12 protein-coding genes and 1 pseudogene are annotated in these 22,818 nt (G+C 58.6%); 5 read left to right on the top strand and 8 right to left on the bottom strand.

The annotated features are described in order from the left end of the window. Window positions 1-1,447: 1,447 nt before the first annotated feature. Complete coding sequence (locus HV744_RS17900) at window positions 1,448-3,580, top strand: esterase/lipase family protein (RefSeq protein WP_175150809.1); 2,133 nt, start codon at window positions 1,448-1,450, stop codon at window positions 3,578-3,580. On the opposite strand, the gene HV744_RS17895 is transcribed toward HV744_RS17900, so the two are convergent. The 4 genes from HV744_RS17895 to HV744_RS17880 all read right to left on the bottom strand — a co-directional run bounded on the left by HV744_RS17895 (window position 3,577) and on the right by HV744_RS17880 (window position 10,862). Then, window positions 3,577-4,335 carry a response regulator gene (locus tag HV744_RS17895; RefSeq protein ID WP_175150808.1) on the bottom strand — a complete coding sequence of 253 codons (759 nt, stop codon included), beginning with the start codon at window positions 4,333-4,335 and terminating at the stop codon, window positions 3,577-3,579. The genes HV744_RS17900 and HV744_RS17895 overlap by 4 nt on opposite strands. Before the next feature lie 2,443 nt (window positions 4,336-6,778). After that, window positions 6,779-7,132 (bottom strand): hypothetical protein, encoded by a 354-nt coding sequence (locus tag HV744_RS17890; RefSeq protein ID WP_175150807.1) that lies wholly within the window; start codon window positions 7,130-7,132, stop codon window positions 6,779-6,781. Window positions 7,133-8,679: 1,547 nt separating this feature from the next. Then, window positions 8,680-9,654, bottom strand: coding sequence for a ParB/RepB/Spo0J family partition protein (locus HV744_RS17885; protein ID WP_175150806.1), 975 nt, complete (start codon window positions 9,652-9,654; stop codon window positions 8,680-8,682). After that, on the bottom strand, window positions 9,651-10,862 hold the full coding sequence (locus HV744_RS17880; protein WP_175150805.1) for a ParA family protein: 1,212 nt from the start codon (window positions 10,860-10,862) through the stop codon (window positions 9,651-9,653). Before HV744_RS17880 ends, HV744_RS17885 begins: the two co-directional genes overlap by 4 nt. Window positions 10,863-11,905: 1,043 nt before the next feature. Here HV744_RS17880 and HV744_RS17875 point away from each other — a divergent pair. Next, a complete protein-coding gene (locus tag HV744_RS17875) occupies window positions 11,906-13,309 on the top strand; it encodes a replication initiation protein (protein ID WP_175150804.1) in 1,404 nt (467 codons plus the stop codon). Between the two features lie 122 nt (window positions 13,310-13,431). On the opposite strand, the gene HV744_RS17870 is transcribed toward HV744_RS17875, so the two are convergent. The 3 genes from HV744_RS17870 to HV744_RS17860 all read right to left on the bottom strand — a co-directional run bounded on the left by HV744_RS17870 (window position 13,432) and on the right by HV744_RS17860 (window position 17,945). Continuing rightward, window positions 13,432-14,928, bottom strand: coding sequence for a GntP family permease (locus HV744_RS17870; protein WP_175150803.1), 1,497 nt, complete (start codon window positions 14,926-14,928; stop codon window positions 13,432-13,434). Between the two features lie 2 nt (window positions 14,929-14,930). Then, window positions 14,931-15,974 carry a patatin-like phospholipase family protein gene (locus tag HV744_RS17865; RefSeq protein ID WP_175150802.1) on the bottom strand — a complete coding sequence of 348 codons (1,044 nt, stop codon included), beginning with the start codon at window positions 15,972-15,974 and terminating at the stop codon, window positions 14,931-14,933. A gap of 567 nt (window positions 15,975-16,541) precedes the next feature. After that, window positions 16,542-17,945, bottom strand: coding sequence for an aminotransferase-like domain-containing protein (locus HV744_RS17860; protein WP_175150801.1), 1,404 nt, complete (start codon window positions 17,943-17,945; stop codon window positions 16,542-16,544). A gap of 434 nt (window positions 17,946-18,379) precedes the next feature. On the opposite strand from HV744_RS17860, the gene HV744_RS17855 reads away from it, so the two are divergent. Continuing rightward, on the top strand, window positions 18,380-19,609 hold the full coding sequence (locus tag HV744_RS17855) for an NAD(P)/FAD-dependent oxidoreductase (RefSeq protein ID WP_175150800.1): 1,230 nt from the start codon (window positions 18,380-18,382) through the stop codon (window positions 19,607-19,609). Window positions 19,610-19,733: 124 nt separating this feature from the next. Continuing rightward, a complete protein-coding gene (locus HV744_RS17850; RefSeq protein ID WP_175150799.1) occupies window positions 19,734-20,879 on the top strand; it encodes a branched-chain amino acid ABC transporter substrate-binding protein in 1,146 nt (381 codons plus the stop codon). Between the two features lie 24 nt (window positions 20,880-20,903). Here HV744_RS17850 and HV744_RS37375 read toward each other — a convergent pair whose 3' ends face one another. Next, window positions 20,904-21,371 carry an ABC transporter ATP-binding protein gene (locus tag HV744_RS37375; RefSeq protein ID WP_281363655.1) on the bottom strand — a complete coding sequence of 156 codons (468 nt, stop codon included), beginning with the start codon at window positions 21,369-21,371 and terminating at the stop codon, window positions 20,904-20,906. A 1,186-nt stretch (window positions 21,372-22,557) separates the two neighbouring features. Here HV744_RS37375 and HV744_RS36795 point away from each other — a divergent pair. After that, window positions 22,558-22,818, top strand: a pseudogene (locus HV744_RS36795) (hypothetical protein); the annotation flags it as partial.

The following is a 22,818-nucleotide window of genomic DNA, read 5'->3' as shown; positions in this document are numbered from 1 at the left end:
CCAATCACGGTGAACGCGGAAATTACCCATTCGGGTTGGGAGACGATGACTGGAACATCACTGTTCCGCTCGGTGCGCCAGACCGCCCGGCGATTCCGACAAAAGATCGACGAAGGTAACGCGGCCCTATACCCGTCATTGAACGCACGACCATTCCAGCAAGACTCAACAACGAAAGCTTTTGCAGATCGTCTGTCATAGCGTGGCACGCCGGTTCATTAAGATTAGGCTACCTGAAAAAGTATTTAAGTTCCCAAACAAATCATTGTCAAGAATTGCGCTACCACTGTCGGTCGAGGTCGAGAGAAACCTTGACGTTGAGAACACTCCGCCAGATTGTTTTGCTTTTGTCAGCAGTAAACACGTCAAGTATTGCGACGTGAAAGCAATCAGGAAGTCTCGTCCTGATCCATCCGCGGAACGTGTCATGAGCATGTCATTGTCTCCCGCCAGAGTGCCTCGTTGTCGAAGACATGTGCAGACGGCCGCTGCTTCATGCAGCCGTGCGCCGCATGCGTCATAGGCATGATGGCTGATCGAAGCTGCCACCGTCAATTGCTTCAAAGTCGACATCGCGGATGAGCAGGTGCACATGGGAATATTTGACAATTGAGAATAGCGAAGATGAGCATACCTATTTGTCTCGCCTGACGAGGCCTGAAGAGGCGAACGTCGAACGTGTAATTCGCCTGCTCTCGCCTGCTCTCGCCTGCTCTCGCCTGCTCTCGCCTGCTCTCGCCTGCTCTCGCCTGCTCTCGCCTGCGCGATCGTGATCTATGGTCAGTGTTGCAACCCTCCATCGACTGTCGCTTCTTGCGTAAGCAATTTGCCGGGCGTACAGTACTCTGCGATGAATAATATACGTAGGACTTCGACAGTCCTGCGCATAAAACAGCGGCTTATGAATCAAGCCCGGCGCAGACGATGGTCAACAGGCGCGCTATCGCAGATAGCTGAGAGCCCGTCGTCATTTTCACCGGTTTCGCTGGCCAATCGCACCGTGGCCTGAGAAATTGGAAAGTCCTGTCGGCAAGGCAGCCATGGCAATGGTCCACAGCAAGACTACTGACTGTGCGGCACCACAAACAAATGGCCCGGATTCAGGTCGCTGCTCGGACCTTCTCTTTATCGGATATGCGGATGTCGACCTATTGACGGTGACGCCGCACCTCTTGTCATCGTGGCATGCGATCATCGAGACCCGCACGAAATCTGCACCGCAGCGCATCTCGCAATTGCCTAGGCGAATCCGAATAAGCGTTGCGACTGTGCCAGCCCGTACGAGCGCTCTCGTCGATCGTGCAGATCGGAGAGCCGGCGGGACACCGTTACGCGGTCAACCGCAGCTTCGGCCACGCGCCCCGCGATTTGCATGCCGAATTGGCCTGGTGGAAAAAGGTGTGGGCTGTCTGGGGGCAACTGGACGCCTCGCAGGGGCGAACTCACAATGACGCGCTCTTTCTCACGATGGATGTCGCGTTACTTTACGTTCGCCCTACTAGCCACCGGTCTTCTCTCCGGCTGCGCGATGGTGCGGGTAAGCTCGCTCGGCCCGGAGCAATACATCGCCATGCGCCGTGGCGATATTCTCTCAACCGGCCGACTCAGCGCAGCAACGCGAGACACGCTGCGCGTCGCGGCCCTTGACGAGGGCTCCTGCCAAAGAACTCCGCAGGAGTGCATCGATTCAATCACGAGCGTGCCGGGAATCAATGTCGACCGGCGTCTCGCGAGTCTGGCGGAGCTGTCCCTGCAGATGGCCATTGCCCAAACGCCCAACAACAACGCTGCATGGAGTGACGCGCAATTTGACTTGTGGCTAAGAACGGCCCGCTATGCGTACGCATTCCTGTTCCTTGGTCAACGCACAGCCGGTGAACGAGCGTTCGAGGATCGGCAGACGCAAGTTCGCGACTACTACAACTATGCGGTCCAGGAACTTGCCGGGGCGCTGTTCCAGCGCGGCGCACTTGAAACGGATTCCGTCGATGGCGATCCCGGGACCAGGTTTATTGCAGGCTGGACCGTTCATATCGACCTGAGCCGGGTCCGGCTCCCTGAAGGCGTGCGCGAACTGCGCGAAGTGATCCCAGCCTCCAGACTCTCTTTCGCGGGACTGCGCAGCATCTACCGCCGCGACGGCCTGGGCGCAGAGCTTGTCGCGGTCATGAACATCCCCGCGCCAGCTGCGGCTGCCTCGTCTGCCTCGTCTGCATCAGACGCCGATGCGGAAGCGATCCCGGGCGCAACATCCTGGTCGACACTACCGGCTCGCCCCTTCAGCGAAATGCCGTCGCCGAACGTCACCGTGCTGCTTGGGTTCAACGCCGAGAATCTCGAACAACTGCGCGACGCGCATGATGTGGTCTTGACCGTCTACGATCCGTATCGCGAAGAAAACGTGGTACGACATGGCCAGACCGTGCCGTTGGCGGCCAATTTCAGTGCGGGTTATGGCATCTGGCTCGCTCGCTCCGGCTTCGCCGGACAATCGTTGCGCAACCTGTTCGGCCGGGCGCGCGCCATTGATAGCCCTCGCATCTATCTGATGCAGCCGTTCGATCCGCAGCGACGCATCGTTCTGATGCTGCACGGCCTGGCAAGCAGTCCCGAAGCGTGGGTCAATGTCGCCAACGACATTCAAGGCGACGAAATACTTCGCCAGCACTTTCAAGTGTGGCAGGTCTACTACCCGACCAACGTACCCATTCTCGTCAGCCTCGCGCGGATTCGCAGAGCGGCGCGACGAACGCTCGCGCATTTCGATCCAGAGGGGACATTACCCGCCTCCCAGGGCATGGTGTTGATCGGACATAGCATGGGTGGCGTTCTGGCAAGGCTACTCGTGTCGACCTCCAACGAAGAACTATGGACGACCTTCCAGAACAAGTATGTGCCCGACGGCACCGAACTCGACCGCACAGACGAGCGGCTTAATCGTTTGTTGAGCTTTACGCCGATGCCGCAAGTCGAGCGGGCCATTTTCATCGCTGCGCCGCACCGGGGCACGCCGTTCGCCAGCAATCGCATTGCTCGTTGGGCGTCAAACCTGGTGCGCTTGCCGCTCGCGCTGCTGCACGAATTCGAAGATGTGATGCAGACGGCCACTAACAACGAGAGTGGACAGACCGAAGGTCAGACCTTCCACGTTCCGAATAGCATTGAACAACTGCGCGAAACCGATCCGCTCATCCAGGCGACTGCGCAACTGCCGATCAGCCCGAAGGTGTGCTTTCACTCGATCATCGCAAGGCGCCGGGCAACGGGCCCGCTAGAGGATTCCGACGACGGCGCCGTCCCGTATCGCAGCGCGCATATCGCCGGCGCGGTCTCCGAAAAAGTGATCGTCTCCGGACACAGCGTTCAGGAGACGCCTCAAGCGATTCTTGAGATCCGGCGCATCCTGCATCAGGATATAGCGGATGTAGATAGAGACAGCGAATCCGGGCTCTCTGTGGGCTGCCATCGGCGTCCGACGCCCCCCGCGGGCGCCGTATATAGACCCTTCAGCGCAGGCGATCGTCAACCGAAGAACCAGGGGCACTCGCTGGCACTGCACCACTCCGTGCCCGCCGGCTAGCCCCGATGACGCGCCTGTTCGGCGTCACGCACAGCGGCCAGTTCTTCCCCCAGTATCACGGCGAGTTGTTCGATCTCCGCAGTCCATTCTCCGCAAGTAGCTATCTGCAACCGTAGCTCCTGGGACAGATCGAGCAAGATCGAAGGCCCGAGTACCGAAAGTCCGCGAGACACACCATGCGCCCACTTTTTCAGCTTCTCGAGATCTGGTCGCTCCAGAATGGCGGTTAGTGCCTTCTGATCGATGGACGTCTGCTTGCCGAATGTCTCGACGGATTTCTGTGGCACCTCGGGGAATCGCGGCGGTTCGATGTCCAGTGCGGAATCGTCGCGCGATGTCACGTTGGGGCTCGTCGCGATATCCAGAACAGCGCAGAGCGCTGCGAGCGGCACCGGTTTGCTCAGGTAATCGGTGAATCCCTGCCCGCGTCCCTCGGCGATATCCTCCGGACGCGCACTGGCGCTGACCGCGTAGACCGGTATCGACGGCGAGATGGAGCGAAGTGCTTCCGCGCCACGCGCCCGCATTTCAGCAAATAGGGATTCGATAAACCGATCGAAGCCGGCCTTCGCCTCCGGCGGGACAGGGAATGGAATAGACAGTAGATGGTTGTTATAGACCGTCTGGTTGCCGAGGAAGATGAACAGAAGCGGCGAAGATGAATCGGCCGGGAAAACCAATCGCGCCGCTTCATCGCTAATTGCCGCCAGCGTAGCTTGCTTTTCGATGCGGCTTGACGGGAGGATGGCTTGCACGCGTAACTCAAGAAGCAATCGCGCTGTGGTCAGTGACTGTTCGACCTTAACAGCGCTGAGCGCAACGGTCCCGTAATGTCGAATGTGGAGGCAGCGGCGGGCTAGCCTGCAGCTTGTCCAATCGCGGATCAACTCGGAGTTTCGAAATGCAAAAGGGACCCACTTTGTCGACCTTTGATCGGTAGACCATGGTGCGCGAGAAAGCGAATATTCCCTGTGCGTACGATAGCCAACCGATTACCGTCCGTTCGGTAACGTGACACGTTGGAATTTGTTGCAATCGTGGAGTCTATTGAAGTGCGGCAGGCTACCAAATAATTTCGTGTGGAGTCGTTTTTTATTTAGGATTCCGTTTGATATAAACATTGCTCAGCAGCGAATTCGTCGTCGACATTCTCCGGTTACACATAATCAGGCATCACGCGGACGTTGTTTTGTGCTATCGCAGCGCAGGACCTGCAAGGGAGCATCGGCCGTCGCAAACCGTGGCAGCTATCAACGCGCCGCACGCATCAGCTACTCGTCGGATTATGCGTGGGCATACGTCCATCAGTTTCCGCGGAACCCTCTACGACAACACATCCATCGAATCATGTTGAAAAGTGAATGGATCTACCATCAGCGTTCAGTTAGATGCGGACCGGCGAGGGGCGTTATCGGCGAATACGTCGCGAGGTGTTGGCCGGCACAGCGTACCAGACAGTTCTCGACTACCTGTCCCCGGCTAAATGCACACCGCGCTCCTCTTTGCATCAGATGGCTGCTCGAGGCCGTTGGCATCCGCAGACCAATCCCACACGATGTACGCGCGGTCTACGGAGGTCGAATGGACTCGCCCGACCAACCGATGTCCCGTGATTGTTGTGTCTTATTCATGATGTAGCGTCCGCAGCCGGTGACTGTTCCGCCAACCTTATGCTTGATCTGCCCTTCTCGCTGCCTGCAGCCAGGAAGCAGAATCGTGAGTCAACAGCTAGCGACGGCGCCGTTCGCGCCCTCACCTGGTCATGCCGCTCTTGCCGCCAGAGACACGCACCGACGACGTCCCGTTCGGGAGACCTCATGAAACCCGGGACGATCAGTGTGCGTGAATTCGCTTGAGAGTTCGGCGGAGTTAGCGCGGGCCTGTTCGCTCTCGTCACTGAGGTGGTCTGGCGAGAGATCTATCGGGCTAACGAGGGCGCGGCCGTTTTGGATAGCTCGCGGCGCCAGTGCCGAGACGCGAAGCCGCTCGATTGAGTTTTTTGAAGCGCAGCGTTGTCGTAATGTCGCGTAGCGAAACCTGATCGCGATAGTGCCAACGGTCATGCTGATTGCTCGATTCTCCCGCCAACTGTAGGGTGCTGGTATCTTCTACGCAGAACGTAACGCCACTACACATTACGTATCAGGTACTACACTCATCAACCAATCAGCAATTATTTCCGGGAAACGATCGAAATAGCGGACAGTAAATGGAGCTCGCAGCCAAGAGTGCCCTTTTTTCCGTGAAACATACGTCCTAGACAGATGAAAAATACATATTAAACATCGGGTTATTCAACTTACCCGATATCGTGGGATGTTTCACGACCGAATTGATGATGGATCCGGTAGTGAACGATGATGCAATGGAAGCATGCAGCTAGAATTCACGTGCCGCTTGGCGCACTTAACGTCCGCATCCCTCAAGCGCAACGGCAAATCATATTGCGGCTAAGACTCCAGCCGACGTCGAGTCGGGTTTCCTCTACACACGACTGGCTGATTGCCTGCCCTTCTGTTCTCCGCAGGGGTCAATGTATTGACCCCAAATACTAGCTGCATCGGCTAGACTGATTCCGTCCTCAATTCAGACACCCTAGGCAATCCGCGCTGCTGCATTTCGCGATTCTCTAGAAGATGCGGTGCAGAGCAAACGGGACATGCTCTTCTCCAGCAGCAGCGTGGAAGACTCTCAGCCGATGTCGCGTCGTCATTCAGCGACGGTGTTCTTACCTGCTCAGATTCCAAGGTGATCTGTTCAAGCGGGGTTTCACTTGCTCATTCTGCGCTTGGCGCATCGGGTCAATATCGCGGTCAGTCTTTACGCTTCTTTGGCAGGCGGGGCTTGAGCAAGCGTCCATCGCGGGGTTCCGACCATTCACGATTCAGCCCATCGTCATGGCCGTCGCCGGTGTGGTGCGCCAAGATCTTGAGTTGGGGAGCCACGTTCGGCTTTCTTGTGGACTTCACTTCACGACGTATCGTCTATAGCACGCGACGTTCAACACCCGTCGACTGGAACCGCCCAGCAGTGGACAAAAGCGGCGCCGGTTAGGTTAGCGTAGAGAGAGGTAACGGCTGCATTTTCCGTTTTCGCGGATCACCTGATTAACCACCGTTCGAGTCCGATCGGTCCGCCAACTGTTTCGCAGCGCGCCAAGCCGACATCACTCGCAACGATGCGGAGGTATAAAGACAGTCAATCTACCGGCCAGACAGGGGTTGGGTTTATTCCGCTTTGATCGCGCGGAATTGTTTCTCCTGCGGTTTCCGTCGAAATTTCAGAACTGATGTGTTCGAGGTAAATCACTTCGATCGCATCAACCTGGTTCACTGCGGCAATGAATTGCGGCTTCCCCTGGGGGTAGCAGTTCCGGACATTCCTCGTGGCAGCGCAGAGTAGCCAGCCATTTCTGAGCGTTGCTGCGGACTCGATTACCACCTCTCGATGGACGCGCAACCGCAATGAAGACGGTGGTTCTTTGACATCGCCAAGCTTTGAGTTGGCCTGTGCGGCCTGCGCACGCATGGCGCAGCAGTTCAGATCAGGCAACACAAAACACGTCGCGCTCCGGCCGGTGATCCAGCTAAATCTATGCGGGGACGCGCATATAGAAGACTAAGAGAATCCGCGGCGCGGCGTTGGGAACGATTGCTGTGACCTCGGGAGCCTACCGGTTACATCCATTCACACGCGGATCACTCATGGTTCGGCACAAGGCGTTCAGAAACGAGTAGCCCATTAGATCGACGATCGGCGACTTGCCGGACATATGTCATTTTCCAAACTCACAACTGTGGCCATCGATTTTCTAATAGCCTGGCAAGCTGCGTCTAATATCGCGCTTTGATGAGCACCTTAATTCATGTGTCTGCGTCTTTTCGTGGTCGCTCTCATAGGACAAAGCGTCGTCTATCCAGACGGGCAACTGCGACGCCATGCCAACTGCAAGAAGATGACTCGCTGAACACAATCTCGCGATGCACGGGCTCGACGCGAAAACACAGGTGCCAGCTGGCGAGCGACTAAAGCCTTCAGTTTTTTTGCAAAAACCGCACACGGACCATGAACCTGCCGGTATTTGCCAAGGCAGTCGGTGAATTTCTGTGGCAGACGGATTTGACGGCGACTGTTGGCTACTGACCGTTTTTAACGTGGCCTTGAATCTACCGTTCGGTCTGCGTTTTCTCGCGCGGGGCAGTGAAAAGACACTTACGCGAGAGAACTTCCCGTCAGCGGCTCGTTGTAGCGAGCGGCACCAGTTGCTTAACCAAAAGAACAATCGAAGCCTTTATCTTGTACCGTCAAGCATGACCCGTGCACGGACTTCACGGGAGCGGATCCCCGGTTTCTCGGATTTCGAAATTCGATCGGATAAATAGCGCGTCACAACAATTCCTACGTGTGTGACGGGATCTGCCGTGTTGGCGCAGCCATTCGGCGACAGTCGTGAAACTATGAGGTCGGACGGAGCTATGTGGTCGACGAAGATGGGTTTCCTTCGACGAGACAATCCACGGACAACCAGGTCATGGGGGCCTATCGTCCAGGCAGCCAAACTACCGGTGAGATATCAGCCCGAAGTTCTGGTCAAGAATCCGCGTGATGATGCTTTCTATCCCACCCCTTGCAGCCGCGGAATCCTCTCCGGATTCTCCCGCGCCGACGATGGCCTCATGGGAATCGCGAGCCCTTTTGTGCTGCGTTCTGATAGTTCGTTGCGAATACGCGAGGTCTTCGGGTACAACCCCGAATCGCCAACGAGCCAGCCTAAATAAGTAGCAAGCCGCTCGCTGCGATTCCCAAAAGGGCGTAGCGCAGAGGTGTCGCGAAACAAATCGGCCAACTTAAATGTCCGACAGCGCTTCCGATGAATAGGCACACACCAGGCGATTCAGAAGCAAACAGCGACGTCGCACCTTCGACGTGCCCCCCTTCCGACTCAGTCACAATCGCGTCACGCTTACTTGCCAGAACAACAGCGCCTCGGGGGCTGCAGTGTCTAGAGTCTAGACACTGCAGCCCCAAGGCAAACCAGATCCCTTTCCCAAATAAAAAAGCCCGCAACGTGCGGGCTTTATTCACAACGCAATCATCAGTCAGCTAGCCTTCGGCTGAGGCTGAAACATCTGACCGATGAGTTCCCGTATCTGAGTCTCTTGCGCCTCTGTAATCACCCCGGTCTTAATTTTTACCGTGAAGTTACTGATGTCCTTGGTAATACTTCCTGCGTGTTCTTTCCCAGAGAAAAACTTGTCAATACTGCGACCGCTCGTCCCGGCCGAAGTGGTCCGGCGAGTCGCCAGCGCAGTAATCGCCGAAGCGGCTTTGCCCTGGTCCATTTCACCTTTCAACACAAGCGGCCAGATTTCCATCGCAGCCTTCACGCCATCATCGCCATGCTTCTTGATAGTCGCCGCGATCGCTTGAGCAGCGGTCCCGCCGAGAAGGCGAGGCTGGATGTCCAGATCCTTCTTGATGAAGTCCGGCAAATTCTCGAACGCAAGGAATTGGTAAAGCCCCGCTCGCGATAGACCCATCGCCTCGGCCAGCCGTTTGCGATTAGGGAATTCTGCCTCCGAACGCCGAATGGCGACACCAATCTCATAGTCAGCCAGATCATCGCGGCTGATGTTCTCCACCATGGCCAATACAGCCATGTCCGAATCGGAGCAATCTGCGACGACAGCCTTGATGGTGTCGATTCCCAGCATCTTGTGTGCGCGCCAGCGACGCTCACCCGCCACAATCTGATAGTCGTCTTCCACACGTCGAACGACGATGGGCTGCATCAGCCCCACCTCGCGAATCGACTCGGCGAGTTCCGTCAGCTTCGCTTCGTTGAACACTCGACGTGGTTGCCAGGGGTTCGGCAGGATCCCCGCTACTTGCAACTGCGACGCGACGCCGGTTGACTCCAGTTCCTGTACCCGGAGTTGAGCAACCGCCAAGGCACCCGCGAGCCCAGGCGCCGTCTGCGTCCGGGTGCTGCGTTTAACTTCGTCTTCGTTGATCGACGAGGTCTTACGGATGCCAGACGTCTTGGCCAGCAGTTGTTCTCGCATGTTGCTCATTGCGTGTTCCTCCATTTTTCCGAGTAGATTTCGTCCACCCATCGGCAGTAATCGACAAGAGGCTGTCGTACACGTTGCAGAGACTTGGACGCACTATGGGTACTGCTGATGTCGAAGACCGTTGAAAAGGCCAGGGCACCCGTGCTCATCACAGAGCTGGCCGGCACCTCAATCGAATGCAGCCAGTTTTCATAAGCGCTCTGTGCCCACGCCCGCACAATCGGCGCAGACGAATTTCGCCCATAATCGACCCTCGACAGCATCAGTGAGACAAAGTCGTATTTCTTATCTTTCTCGTACTTGATAAAGCTCTTGGAAACATCCGAAAAGAGTCTCCAGAACGACAGCGAGCTGATGAAATCCAGGTTCTCCGGCACCATCGGCATGACCATCGCATCTGCTGCCATCAGCGCATTCAAATTGAGATATGACAGCGACGGGGACGTGTCCATCAGGATGTAGTCATACTTCTTCCGCAGCGGCTCGAGGCCCTGTCGAAGCACGGTCCAGAACCTGAAGCCCGGCCTCATTTTTTGCATGGCAGGCAAATGAAATTCCGCGCCAATCAGTTCCGTGTGCGCCGGAATTACATCGATTCCGTCCCAGTACGTCGACTGGACCCGCGCCGCCAGGCCGCCCTCAATTTCCTGATCGTAGACGTACGGCAACACGGTGTCTTCCGGCGTCACGTCTTTTTCTGCATACAGTCCGCAGAGCTCAGAAAGCGACGCCTGCGGATCAAGGTCAAGCACCAGTACTTTGCGGCCCCGCAGCGAAAGTCCCTGCGCCAGGCACATAGTCGTCGTGGTCTTCGCAGACCCACCCTTCAGTTGGGCCGTGATGATGATTTTCCCGTCCGGCTCCTTGAGCCGCGTAACGAGGGGAGTCTGATAGATGTCGGAGACTTTCTGGACCCAAATGCGCGCTTCTTCCAATGTGAACGTGCGGGTCCGGCCGGTGCCTGCCGCGGTGCCAGGCGGCAACTCGCCGTCACCTTTGGTAGCGAGATATTGAACCTGCGAGTGAGAGATGTTGCACATCTCGGCAATCTCGCCTGTTTTGAAAACAGGAGCCGTCTTTCGAGGACGAGGCGCCAGAATCGTGTCACGAAGTTCGTTCGTGAAAATCGTGACCTTTTCCGCAAACTGGCTGATCTGCTCAAAGTGAACGGTTCGGTCTACGGCAGGAAGTTGGCTCGTTCTGACCATTCTGAGGTTTTTCCATAAAATTCCAGAAAGCTCAGAATACAGGAAATACTTGAAGATAGCTTTTTAAATTGCTGTTTTTACGTTGGTTTTTTGCAATTCTACCGAATTTCGACCCTTTTACCGTACTCAAAGTACGCTTCCTAAGCGAAATGCCGGTTTGCCGGACCCGATCGAGCCGCTCGCAGGGGCCATCCTGAAAACCCGGATATGCACAAGCGACCTCACCTTGCGTGTACAAGCGGCGTCTCGGCGTGCAATCGTTGCTCAAAAAAGCAGCAGACGGTGAGGTCATTTGTGCATTTTTCCATTTCCGTAGTCCGGCTCATTGCCCTGTCAGCACAACCAACCTCACCTTGCTCCCGTATTGCAAGGCTTCGTCGACCGGCAATGCACAATCAACCTCACCTACCTTTTGAGCAGCTAAGAACCGAGAGTCCTGTCTGCTGGCAAGCCCCGTAGTTGCTCTGAAGTAACTTTCGACACAATCAACCTCACCATCCCTTGTGGCAAACCTCTATAGGAGAGCCGTCCACACAATGAACCTCACCGTCTTGTCCTACGCAAATACCTTGCTTCTGGTTAACGGTTTGTCTGTTTTTTTTTAAACACAACAAGCCAACAAACCAACAGAGAAACACGATGCTCATTTGATTCAAGCACTTAACCATGGAAAGGTGAGGTGTGATGTGTCGAAGGTGAGGTTGGGTGTGCTCGTAGGTGCTGTCCATTGTGCAGCAAGGTGAGACTGCTTCCACATCAAGGTGAGGTTAGATGTGCTCGAGGTCCATGGAAAATCAGAAGGTGAGGTAAGTTGTGCGTACGCGAGCTGGATCCGCGGAAAGCCCCGTGCAATTGCGATTCGGCCGGCACAAACGCGCCGTCGTGGTGAGGTTGGTTGTGCCACTGGTGAGGTTCTATGTGCGCAACGGCAAAAAGCCGGCCGAGCGGCCCGCGAGCAACCCATTGATGGTGAGGTTCTGTGTGTTGACAGCTCACCACCGCATGCTACAGTCCCGAAAGCGAAAAAAGAGTGGATGAAGAACATGGCGTCGGACAATCCGGAAGAGGGCAAGTCGAAGGCAACGTCTCGACAGATGGCACTCGCGCTGTTCGAAGACATGTTCGACTTAGGATTGCGAATCAATGAGGCCAATCGTGAAATCGGCTATCAACGCAATGACTTCTTCACCGAAATCGTCAACATGGGGTTGCCGGCGCGGCGCTTTCTCGACGCGGCGTATTTTATCGTCGCGCAAGAGACCGAACTGCGGGACCAGTACGACGTCGAGCTGAACTACTTCAAGTGGTTGATGCGCTATGACAGCCGCAATCTCAAGCACTTGCGCACCATCGCCGATGAAGCGCAGAACGCGAAAGTCCGGGTCACCAATACGCCCATGGACCGCGATCCAAACGAAAACGATCTATGGGTTCAGGTCCAACTGATCGGGATGGTGGGTTTTCATCGAGGGCGGATGCGTTTCGACGTCCATCCACGCCTTGTCCCGCACATCCGTGACCCGCAAAAATCGCACTGGCTGAGTCTGCGCATTTCAACCGCATTCACGCGCAGCCTGGCGCGCGCAATCTATGACAAGGTCCTGCCGCATGTCCCGGCAGGCCGGACCGACTGGATCCAGCTCGATGAAATGCGCAACTGGCCCGGCAGAATGGGCGCAAACGCCGCGATCTTCAAGTACTTCAAGCGCGACTGGCTTGAACCCGCGGTTCGGGAAATCAACGAGGTGTCGGACATCGAGCTGTCGTACGAGACCAGGACCGCGTCCACCTCGTCGAAGAAAATCGACCGCATCAGGTTTCTGCTCAAACGCAAGGACACGGCGGATGCCGTGCTGGCCAGTCTGGCGGACGCGAGCCACCTGTACAAAGTCCTCACCGACGAATTCACGCTGTCGACCAAGCAGTTCAGCGAGATTTCGGAGAACCGCGATGTATGGACCGATGAGCGCATCCAGCAAGCGGTCGAATACACGCGATTCAGGATCAAACGCGGGCAGGTCAAAAAGAGCCCTGCCGGTTACCTGATGAGAGCGCTACGCGACAACTGGAAGATGTCTGAAGCCGAACGGACGATGGTCGACGTTCAGGCCAAGCTTCTTGCCGACGAAGCGCAGGAACAGGCCGCAAAATCCGCAGCGAGGAGTTCGGTGGCGCGCAGCGTTGCGTCGCGCGAAGAAGAGGTTCGCGCACGCATGAACGAGGATTCACGTAAGGGACGTGACCACTTCAACGCAGCCGACGCGAAAACCCGCAAGGAACTGCTGCACGCCTGGATGACGTCGCGCGAAGGCAAACTGATGCTGCGCCGGATGAAGCTCGAGCCTTCGACGGTAACGGAGGACGTTATTCTTGCGAACACTGAGCTGGTCTGGTATCTGGGCCAGTTTGTGTTCGGGCGGATGAATTCGTCGCGTGTGTCGGTCTGAAGCTAGCCAGAGAGAGATGGCCGCGATCGTCTCGTGCATTCGCGGGGCAGGGCGGGCATAAACAAAAAAACACCAGCAATCGCACAACCAACCTCACCGCACGTCCCGCGACCTGGCGCAATCTAAAACGACCCCATCAGCGATCCCAGCACAATCACCACGACCAGCGCAAGCAACGCGCCGAGAATGCCGACGATCACAATGTCGCGATAGCTTTCCCGATGCGACGAACCACACACCGCCAGCAACGTCACCACCGCGCCATTGTGCGGCAGGCTATCAAGCGTACCCGACGAAATCACCGCGACCCGATGCAGCAGCGCGGGGTCGATACCGTGTTGCGCGGCCAGTTGCAGATAGGTGCTGCCGAGCGCATCGAGCGCGATGGTCAGCCCGCCGGAGGCCGAGCCGGTCAGCGCCGCCAACAGATTCGTCGCGACCGCGAGCGACACCAGCGGGCCGCCGCCCACACCGAGCACCCATTCGCGCACCAGCGCGAACGCGGGCAACGCGGCGATCACCGCACCATAACCGACCAGACTGCCGACGCTCAGCACCGGCAGCACAGACGCATTCGCGCCTGCATCGACGGAATCGCGCAACGCAGGCAGGCGACGGCGGTTCAGCAGGATAAGCGCGACGATCGCAACCGCGAGCGCCACGCATACACCCCACACGCCACCGACCGCGGACAGCGACGTCTCGCCCCAACGGACTTCCGCCAGGTAGTCGGCGTCGATGCGCGGCAGCACGATCACGTTCATCACGAAGTTCACGCACACGACGAGCACAAGCGGCGTCATCGCGACGCCAAACGAAGGCAGATCGCTGCTGATATGGCCGCGCTCGATTTCCTCCGGGTCGAAACTTTGCGACACGGTGGCGCGTTCACGCACAAGGTTCGCGTTGGCTGCGGGTTTCGATATATGCGCCGCCGCGCCGAAGCCATCGAAGCCCTCGTTCGCTGCCCGCGCGCGGGACTGTTGCAGCGACAGCCACCATAGTCCAAAGCCCACCATCACGATGCTCGCAATCACGCCCAGCCCAGGCGCGGCAAAAGGCGTCGTGCCGAAGAACGGCATCGGAATCGCATTCTGGATCGCGGGCGTGCCGGGCAGCGCGGACATCGTGAAGGTGGAGGTACCGAGCGCAATCGCCGCCGGCATCAGTCGACGCGGGATATTGGCGGCCTGGAACAGCGCGGTCGCCATCGGCGCGATCACGAAAAATGCGACGAACAGACTGACGCCCCCGTAGGTCACCAACGCGCCACCGATCACGACCGCGAGAATCGCCCGATGCGCGCCGAGCCGCTCCGTCATGAAGCTCGCGATCGCCTTCACGGAACCGCTGTCCTCCATCAGCTTGCCGAACAGCGCGCCGAGCAGGAACAGCGGAAAGAACTGCGCAAGAAAGCGCGCGGCGCTGTTCATGAAAGTCTGGGTCCAATGCGCCAGAACGGGTTCGCCGGAAATGGCGGCGGCGAGCATCGCGGCAATCGGTGCGAGCAGCAGCACGCTCCAGCCGCGATACGCAAAGCCGATCAGCAGCGCAAGACTCGCGAGCATGCCGAACAAGCCCAGGCCGACCGCGAGCGGTGACAGGATAGTGACTTCCATGATCAGACTCCGGCGAGCAGCGCGTCGAGATCGAGCGAAGACCGCACGCCGATGCAGTCGGCGTGCTCGGCGAGAAACGCTTCGGCGGAACGCCGGCCTTCATCGCGCAGCATCGTCAGAAATGCCCACTCGGCATTGAGCTTCGACGAGTAGCCGAGCTTCGTCATCGCTTCGCTGGCGATCCGGTGAATGCGCATTTGCGCCCAGTGACGTCCTTCGTCACTGCCGGGGTCCGCCGCGCGACGCAGCAGCGCGATCATCCGCAGTTCTTTCAATAGCGGTGCGTTGAACGCGACTTCATTGAGGCGGCTGATGATGTCGCGCGCGGAGCGGGGCGTTTCGTTCCGTTCGACCGGATTGACCTGAACCAGCAGCGTATCGCTCGACGTGCATTCGCGAACCAGTGGCGTCATCGTCGGATTGCCTGCGTAGCCGCCGTCCCAGTAGTCTTCGCCGTCGATCTCGACGGCCTGGAACAGTGTCGGCAAACAGCCGGACGCAAGCAACACGTCCGGCGACAGGTCGGCGTTGCGGAACACGCGCGCCTGGCCGGTGCGCACACGGGTCGCGGTGATGAAGAGCTTGATCGGCGCATCGCGCAAATGGGCGAAGTCGATCGATTCTTGCAGGATCTTTTGCAGCGGATTGACGCCGCGCGGATTCATGTCGTACGGCGAGAACATGCGCGCCGCGAGATCCATCGCGATGAACAACGGCGAATGATCGAGCGTCCAGCGGCCCATCAGCGCGTCGATCGGACTGCGCCGGAACGGACTGAAGACCGCGGCTTCGGACACGCGTCGCCAGAAGGCTTCGAGCGCGGCCCGCGCGCCGGCCGCACCGTCCAGCTGATAGCCGCTCACGAGCACGGCCGCGTTCATCGCCCCAGCCGATGTGCCGGAGATCCCTTCTATCTGCAGCCAGGACTCTTCGAGCAGACGGTCGAGGACACCCCATGTAAAGGCGCCGTGCGAACCGCCGCCTTGCAATGCGAGGTCGATGCAGGCGGGGGCGTGACGCACTGGTTGATCTTTCGAGGCAGCCAAGACAACTCCGTGGTGAGGAGTGCTCCATGTCGCGAGCTGACGCCGAATACACGGCGGACGAAGAAAACCGGTGGAGCAAGAACGACAGCAAAAATCGGCGAGCGCTGGGCGCCCGATCGATACCCGGCAAGCGGCGGACGAATGAACCGTGTTGTTAAGAACGTGTGAATATTTGAATAGATGTGCGGATTGTTTTAAAAAGCAAAACGTGAGCCCACACCATTCGTATTGAAAGTGGCGGCTGCTTAAAAGTCAAGGGTAATCGCCTGGACGCGCGCATCGCATGTCACTGGTATGCGGCGATATTTGTTAACTTGCGAGCGTATAGCAATTGTGGTTGGCGACGCGGGTCAGAACAATTGGATGTGTTCCAGCCTGGTCACGAGGTGGTCAAAAAAACCGTGTATAGATCGGCGATCGCGCGGGGAGCGGCTTACATATTCATTGAGAGATCGAGTGTTCTCGCGATGAGATGCGATATGAACAGCACACGACGTGTGAGTCGAAGGATCGCTAGGGCCGCAATGCGCCTTCAACAACGCGTGACGATCACGGCTCGCCCGCTACTCAGATCGTCCCGAACAGCGCCCGCGGACGGTCCTTGAGCGTGCCCGTCAACAAGCGCAACGCGCTGACCAACTGATCACGGCTCGTCGCGCACGCGAGATTGATCCGCACGCCGTGCTCGATCTCCGAGCGATCCACCGCAAATGCCGACGACGGCATGACCACCACGCCGCGCGCCTTGGCATTCGCCGCGAAATCGTCGGCACGCCAGGGTGGCGGCAGTTTGAGCCACACGAACATGCAGGCCGGGTCCGTCTGCAGCAGTTCGGGCGGCAGCAGCTCCCGCGCGAGGTCCTGCCGCGCACGTATTTCGGCGAGCTGCGCGTCCATGATGTGGCGCGCGGTGCCGTCTTCGATCCAGACCGACGCGATCAGCATCGACATCGGCGCAGGCATCCACGCGGTAGTGCGCACGGCTTCCGCGCACAGCGCCGAACTGTCCGGCGGACTCAACAGATAGCCGAGCCGCAGCCCGGGCGCGAGAATCTTCGAGGTCGCCGCGATATGGAACGTCAGTTCGGGACACAGGCTCGCGATTGTCGGCAGACGCTGCGAGACGAGCGGGCCATAGACATCGTCCTCGATGATCGCCACGCCGTGCCGCCGCGCAATGTCGACGAGCGCCATGCGACGTTCGATGCTCATGGTGGTGACGGTCGGGTTCTGCAGATTCGGCACCGTGAAGATCGCCTTCACGGGCCGGCGTCGGCACTCGGCTTCGACCTCGTCGGTCAGCAAGCCGTCGCGATCGCTAGGAATGCCAACGATCTCAAACTGGAACACCGGCGCAAGCGCCTTGAGGCCGTAGTAGGTCAGCTGATCGGCGAGGATCACGCCGTCGGTGCCGATCAAACTGTTGAGCACCGCATACAGGCCGTGCTGCGCGCCGCTCGTAACGACCACGTGGTCGGCCGACGGCGTGAAACCCGGTGCGGTCATCCAGCGCGCGCCGGCGGCACGCGCCCACAGCGGCCCTTGCGGCGGTTGGTACTCCTGCAACTGCGGATAACGCGGGTCGCGCGGCAAGTCCGCGAGCGTGCGGGCGAGACAGGCGAGGAATTCGCCGGTCGCCGGCCGGTTCACGGTCAGGTCGATCGCCGCATTGCTCGCCGGACGCACAGGTTCGACGCTCGGCATCGCTCCGCCCGTGACCAGCGAGCCGCGCCGCTTGCTGCCGATCACGAGGCCACGTAACTGCAATTCCTTGTACGCACGCGACACGGTCGACACGTTGATGCCCAGTTCAGTCGCCAGTTGCCGCTGCGGCGGAAGCCGGCTGCCCGGCGGATACACGCCGCTGCGGATCTCGCTCTCGATCGAACTGGACACTTCGATATACGTGGAACGCTTTGCCTGCTCCGGCGCGCCTTTGGCGATGCGGGCGGCGTCTTTGCCAGAAACCATAAGTTCACGTGTCTCCATACAAAACCAGCTTTGTCCGCAATTGTGCGGAGTTTTGCCGATTCTATACCACCGATGCGCAACTGCAAGCCTTGTAGCGCGCCATACGGGATGCCCGGCGGGCTGGCAAGGAGCGCACTCGCAGCGTGCCAGGGAAAATGCTAGGGCCACACAATGAGCGTTTTAATTGCACACAAAAAAATATTGTGTGATTCTAGGTATCAGAGTTTGTCTGGTGGCGTGGCCCGACACGGCGCTGCCGGGCAATGTCCAGCCCTATCCAGTCATCCGTCAGCAGGAGTTGTTTGATGAGCGTTCCGCAGTCCTCTACCTCCGAGCCCACGCAGAAACTCGGCGCCGCGCTGACGGCCAAACGCCAGCCGCGCCACCGGCCATCTGTCGACCCTCGGCGAACAGGCCATTGAAGGAAGCAAGTGATGCCGGACATCGCCATCATCGGAGCGGGATTCATCGGCCTCGCGAGCGCGGCGGCGCTGATGCGCGACGGTCATCATGTCACGCTGTTCGATCCGTCCGGCGTCGGTCAGGGCGCATCGTTCGGCAATGCCGGAACGTTCGCGCACTACGCGTGCATTCCGGTGAACAACCCGTCGGTGTTCAGCGATCTGCCGCGTTTCCTGCTGTCGAACGACAGCCCGTTCAGGTTGCGCTGGGGTTATCTGCCGCAGCTCGCGCCGTGGCTCGTGCGTTTCATGATGAGTTCGCTGCCGCGCCGCCATGAGGCGAGCGCCGGCGCGCTCGCCGCGTTGCTGGGACACGCGCAGGACGGCTACGCGCCGCTGCTCGCGAACGAGAAACTGGCGCGCTTCGTCCGGCCGCGCGAGTGCCTGTATCTGTATTCGAACGGAGCGTCGTTCGACGCCGCGCGTGCCGCGCTCGATCTGCGCCGCAAGCTCGGTGTCGCCTTCGACGTGCTTGCCGCCGCCGATATCCGCGCGCTGGAACCCTCGCTCGCGCCGATCTTCGAGCGAGGCGTGCTGTTTAACGACAGTTGGCATTTCTCCAATCCGCAGGATTTTTTGCAGACGCTGTACGAACAGCTTGCCGCGCAGGGGCTGAAACTGGAGCGCACGACCGTCAGCGCAGTGCGGCCCTTCGCGGATGGCGCGAGCGTGACGGCCGATGGCAACGAGCGGCGTTTCAGCCATGTGGTCGTCGCCACCGGCGCGCGCTCCGCTCAATTCGCCAGACAATGCGGCGATAGCGTGCCGCTCGATACCGAACGCGGCTATCACGTGCGTTACCCTGGCGCGCAGCAACTGATTAGCCGGCCGGTCGGCTGGGCCGAGCGCGGCTTTTACATGACGCCGATGAGCGACGGCATTCGCATCGCGGGGACGGTCGAACTGGGCGGCTTCAGCGAAACGCGCAATCGCTCGCTGATCGACCTGCTGACGTTTTCATCGAAGCGCGCATTACCCGCGCTCGATACACCCGACACCAACTGGTTAGGAGTCCGTCCGACCTTGCCAGATGGCGTTCCGGTGCTTGGCCGTTCACGCGCGAGCGAGCGCGTGATCTATGCGTTCGGGCACCAGCATCTCGGACTGACGCTGGCCGGTGTGAGCGGACGTATCGTCGCCGATCTGATCGCGCGACGCGCACCGCCGCTCGATCTCGCGCCTTATGCGGCCACGCGCTTCTAGCATCGCGCGGCGGCCGCAACGGTAGCCGGTTTTTGCAACAGGCATCTCAGGACGATCTCGACGCGTCGCGCATCGGATCGGTCGACCCACAACGCGCGACGTGACATCTCGCAAGGAGCGCATCATGAATCGCCGCTATTGGCTTTTGAGTCTGGCCGTCTGCGCCCTCGGCGCGCATATGCCGCTGTGCTGGGCCGCCGATCCGCAAATCGTCAAGATTGGTTTTGTCGGACCGTTGACCGGGCCAGTGGCGCGCGTCGGCAAAGACCTGCAATTTGGCGCGCAACTGGCGCTCGACGAGGAAAACGCCCGGCACCCGACGGTGGGTGGCAAGCCGGTCAAGTTCGTGCTCGACGTGCAGGATGATCAGGCGGACCCGCGCGTGGCGATTCAGGTCGCGCAGAAACTGGTCGACGACGGCGTGGTCGGCGTGATCGGCCACTACAACTCGGGCTGCAGCATTCCCGCGTCGACCGTCTACCATCAGGCGAATGTCGCCATGATCACGCCCGGGTCGACCAATCCGCAACTGACCAAACAGGGCTACAAGAACGTATTTCGTACGATGGGGCACGACGGCGTCGGCGGCGTGGTCGCCGGGCACTTCGTGGTCGATCAGATGAAGGCCAAACGGATCGGGATTATCGACGACCGCACGGCATTCGGTCAGGGTCTCGCGGACGCCTTCGAAAAGGGTGTGAAAGAGGCGAACGGCAATATCGTCGATCGCGAGTTCACCAATGACAAGGCCGTCGATTTCCGCGCCATTCTGACGACACTCAAGAGCAAGAACGTCGATCTGATTTTCTTCGGCGGGCTGGACGAGCAGGGCGCGATGCTGATCAAGCAGATGCGCTCGCTGGGCATGCCCGCGCAACTGTTCGGTGCGGGCGCGCTGAAGAGCAATGCGTTCCTGCAGATCGCCGGCACGGCCGGTAACGGCACGCAGGATCTGGAGCCCGGTCCGGCGCTCGACAAGCTTCCCGCCGCGCAGGATTTCGGCAAGCGCTACAAGGCGCGTTTCAATCAGGACGTTGAACTGTACGCGCCGTTCGCCTATGACGCCGCGCTCGCGATGATCAAGGCGATTCACGACGCCGATTCGCTCGATCGCGCGAAGATCGTCGACAGTCTGGGGAAAGTCTCCGTCAATGGCGTGACCGGCAAGATTACGTTCGATCCGTACGGCGATCTGATCAAGCCGCCTTACACGCTGTTTCAGGTCCAGCAGGGACAATGGAAGAGCGTGATGACGGTGGGCGGCGCCTGATGGCGTCCGCCGATCGCGATGCGATCAAACGTGTGACATCCGGCGCGACGAGTCGACGAGCCGCTTCGAATAGGGATGGGCGAGCCCTGCCGTCGCCAGATCGCTCGCGCCGCGTGTCTCGACGATCTCGCCTTGGAGCCTCACCGCAACACGATCGCGGAGGTGAACGACGACGCCGAGATCATGCGTGACCATCAGGGAGGTCAGGCCTTCCTTTTGACGCAAGTCTGAACGCAGATTCAGAATCTCCGCCTGAACGGAAACGTTCAGCGCGGAGGTTGGCTCGTCGAGCAGCAGCACGCGCGGCGGATGCAGCGAGCCGAACGGATCCTGAAAGACCATCTGCACCAGCCGGCTTCGCGCGCGATCGATCTCGCGCCCCACCTGCGCGCCGGCCAGCGCAATCTCGCCAGTCCAGTCCTGATAGAGACCGGCCACACAACGCAGAATCGCGCTCTTCCCGCATCCCGATTCACCAACCAGCCCGAGCACCTCGCCGGTCGCATATCGACCACATGGTCTATTCAGACGCAGCGAGCAGATCGGTATCCTCGAACCGCAGGTCCGGTTGCCGCGCGATATTCTGATTACCTCGTTCGTTAAGAGCGGTAGCAATACAATATCTGAAGCTTTCGATTTGCTATCTATTTGAATTGCTAAGTACCACTAATGATTAGGCGAGAGCGCGTAATTATTGGTATTAATAATATAAAAAAGACGCGTCGCTAAAATGATACAGATCTCTGAATAGTTATAGATGTGTCTTTTGCACGCGCTCATGAGGCGGACCTTTTCCGTCCTGCGTCTTTTCGAAAACTGTCGGACGCATCGCGCGGAGGATCCTTGAAATTATCACTTATCGTCCTAACGGCCGCGACGTTACATTGGTGAAACGTTTATAATTCGTCTGCCCATAGATCTCCGTAACTAGTACCGGACACTCGGCAACGCGCCGTTGATCCAGTAATAGTTGCATTGGCTAGCGTTGCGTGGCGCAGGGCACCACCTGTCAGTTTCTTCGCCGGAGTTGGACTACGGATACCGGATGCGTGGCCCAGTTCGGTTCTGGTTTCGACTCAGGTTGCCGGGTCACGTGTTTCGAAGGTCAATAGTGAAAGAAAGGGATTCGGCTCTTTTGCCGGGTGCCTGGGTTTCATGCCATATGCGCTGCCGGACTGTCGGCGCTCGCCTTATCTGGCGTCATGAGTAACGTCGTCGGTTGCCGTACCCTTCTGCCGTATTTTCCGGGCATTTGCCTGGCGGGTCGGCTGATACTGGCTGAGAAGTCGGTCGAGTCTATTTTTGTGTAGCGGGCACATGCGGTCAGGTGCCGCCACACGCTGGGCTCACACATCTGAGCGTTGAGTCACTGATAGCGTTTGTCGAATCCACGTTACTCAAGTGAATATTAAGGAATACGTAATAAAGCGAGTTGACTTACGCCGTTCGAAATGTTGGATGCGCGAATGTCTGACGGCGTTCAGCGCACGGGCGGATGTCTGAGGCATCTGCTCCTGAGCGACGGCACATCCACGCTTGAGCTTCATCTGCGACGGACGTAATCGGCGCGTTCTCAGGTTGACCTCTCACCTGTATTCGATAACACCAAAGCGGGACGACTTTGATCGATCTTGCTGACTTCTCGGGGAAAACCTGCTTCTAGCGACATATACGGACAATGATGAGATATTTGAAACTACTTGGGGTCGCCTCGGCCACCGTCTTCGCATCGATTGGCGCGGAAAGCGCGTATGCGCAGGCAAGCACGATCACGGTTTCAGGTCAACAGTACAAGTTGTGCGGACAGGAGAATGGCAATTGTTCATTCCTCGGGACAGGCTCGGTGGTATTCGGAGCCGTACCGCCTACCGCGCCGTCGGTGATGTTGAGCGCTCCGCGTACTTTTAGTAATGGCGTCGGTTGTTATGTTGGCGCGGTT

Source organism: Paraburkholderia ultramafica, assembly GCF_902859915.1.
GTDB classification, from domain to species: Bacteria; Pseudomonadota; Gammaproteobacteria; order Burkholderiales; family Burkholderiaceae; genus Paraburkholderia; species Paraburkholderia ultramafica.
Note: the sequence above shows the minus strand (reverse complement) of the source record. Positions and strands in the feature narration are given on the sequence as shown.